This is a genomic window from Salinicola sp. (genome assembly GCF_982684285.1).
In genome coordinates this window covers 1-2,373 of the sequence record NZ_CEXLVS010000198.1, presented here as the reverse complement: position 1 = coordinate 2,373, position 2,373 = coordinate 1, and the positions used below count along the sequence as shown (strand labels likewise).

General features: G+C 67.9%; 3 protein-coding genes. All 3 read left to right on the top strand.

The genetic code is table 11. The features are described 5' to 3' along the window. Positions 1 to 1,242, top strand: a 1,242-nt coding sequence (locus AC3AYF_RS15550) for an AMP-binding protein (protein ID WP_487779962.1), incomplete at its 5' end; no start/stop codon positions are given. Positions 1,243 to 1,273: 31 nt separating this feature from the next. Continuing rightward, positions 1,274 to 1,741, top strand: a complete 468-nt coding sequence (locus tag AC3AYF_RS15545) for a MaoC family dehydratase (RefSeq protein WP_295040283.1) — start codon at positions 1,274 to 1,276, stop codon at positions 1,739 to 1,741. 109 nt (positions 1,742 to 1,850) lie between these two features. Next, positions 1,851 to 2,373 (top strand): acyl-CoA dehydrogenase family protein (locus AC3AYF_RS15540; RefSeq protein ID WP_487779961.1); only part of this gene is annotated, 523 nt, incomplete at its 3' end.

The window sequence follows — 2,373 nt, the reverse complement described above, 5'->3', positions numbered from 1 at the left end:
ATGGCGACGCTCGACGAGATCCGCCACCAGCTGCCGGCGCTGACCGCGATCTACATCGTCGATGCCGCGCCCGGGGCGGGCCGGCCCACCGCTGACGCGCTCGACTTCCACGCCGAGCTGGCCGCCGCCAGCGACGCCTTCGTCACCCGCGATACCCGCGCCGACGACCCGGCGCTGATCATCTACACCTCCGGCACCACCGGCAGCCCCAAGGGCGCGGTACATGGCCACCGGGTGCTGCTCGGCCACCTGCCGGGGGTGGAGATGTCCCACGACCTGTTGCCGCAGCCCGGCGACCGTTTCTGGACGCCGGCCGACTGGGCCTGGATCGGCGGCCTGCTCGACGTGCTGCTGCCGTCGCTCTACCACGCGGTGCCGATCGTCGCCCACCGCATGCTCAAGTTCTCGCCCGAGGCGGCGTTCGCGCTGATCGAGCGCCACCGCGTGCGCAACCTGTTCCTGCCGCCGACCGCGCTCAAGCTGATGCGCCGTGTCGAGCATCCCCAACGCCGCTGGCGGCTCGACGTGCGCAGCGTCGCCAGCGGTGGCGAGTCCCTGGGCGAAGCGCTGCTGGCGTGGGGGCGGGAGACCTTCGGTGTCACCATCAACGAGTTCTACGGCCAGACCGAATGCAACATGGTGCTGTCGGCCTGCGCGTCGCTCGACGTGCACCGCCCCGGCGCGATCGGCAAGGCGGTGCCGGGGCACGAGCTGGCCATCGTCGATGCCAAGGGCCAGCGCCTCGCCGATGGCGAGACCGGCCATATCGCGGTGCGCTCGCCGGATCCGGTGATGTTCCTGCACTACTGGCAGAAGCCGGAGGCGACCGCGGCCAAGTTCGCCGGCGAGTGGCTGCTGACCGGCGACATGGGCTTTCGCGATGCCGAGGGCTACTTCACCTTCCTCAGCCGCGACGACGACGTCATCACCAGCGCCGGCTACCGCATCGGCCCGGCGCCCATCGAGAACTGTCTGCTGGGCCACCCGGCGGTGCGCATGGCCGCCGTGGTGGGCAAGCCGGATGAGCTGCGCACCGAGGTCGTGGCCGCCTACGTGGTGCTCGCCGAGGGCTGGGACGCCTCCCAGGCACTGGTGGAGACGCTACAGCAGCACGTGCGCTCGCGCCTGGCGGCCCACGAGTACCCGCGCGAGATCCACTTCGTCGACGAGTTCCCGATGACCGCCACCGGCAAGATCGTGCGCAAGGCACTGAGAACGCTGGATCGCGACGAGACCCCATGAACACGCCCCTTTCGAGCCCCGGAGTGACCGCATGAACTTTGTCGGCAACGCCTTCGACGAGATCGCCGTCGATGACACCTTCGGTCAGACCCTGACCATCACCGAGGCGCATATCGTCCAGGCCTGTGGCCTGTTCGGCGACTTCAACCCGCTGCACAGCAACGAGGCCTTCGCCAAACGGACACGCTTCGGCCAGCGCATCCTGCACGGGCCGATGACCTCGGCCTACATGACCGCCTCCATCGGCATGTTCTTCTACGCCACCGCCGAGGCCTATCTGGAGCACGACTGCCGCTTTCTCTCCCCGGTCTTCGCGGGTGACACCCTGACGGTGAACTGGCGGATCGCCGAGCTGGTTCCCAAGCCCAGGCATCGCGGCGGTATCGCGGTGCTGGCGGGTAGTTGCCGCAATCAGCGCGACGAGGTCGTCGCCGAGGCCGACGGCAAGATCCTGCTGCTGGATCGTGAGGCGGTCAGCCACCCGAAGGGCATTCGATGAGCGGCATCTCCTAAGACCATGGTCGAGGGGCTCTAGCCGCATCTGAATATTGACGTTAACGTCAACGTACCAAGACGGAGAAGCTGTACCCGACAGCGAGGATGCCACCATGCACGCCCCCTATACCGAGCTCGATTTCGGGCTCGCCGACGAGCTCAACATGCTGCGCGAGCAGGTCAACGCCTTCGCCCGGGACGAGATCGCCCCCCGCGCGGCCCAGATCGACCATGACAACGTCTTCCCCGCGGATCTGTGGCAGAAGTTCGGCGACATGGGCCTGCTGGGAATCACCGTCGGCGAGGAGGATGGCGGCAGCGGCATGGGCTATCTGGCCCACTGTATCGCCATGGAGGAGATCTCCCGGGCCAGCGCCTCGGTGGGGCTCTCCTACGGCGCCCACGCCAATCTCTGCGTCAACCAGATCAAGCTCAACGCCACGCCCGAGCAGAAGGCCAGCTACCTGCCCAAGCTGATCAGCGGCGAGCACGTGGGGGCGCTGGCGATGTCCGAGCCCGGCGCGGGGTCGGATGTGGTCTCGATGAGCCTGCGTGCCGACAGGCACGGCGATCACTACGTGCTCAACGGCAACAAGATGTGGATCACCAACGGCCCCGACGCCGACGTGCTGGTGG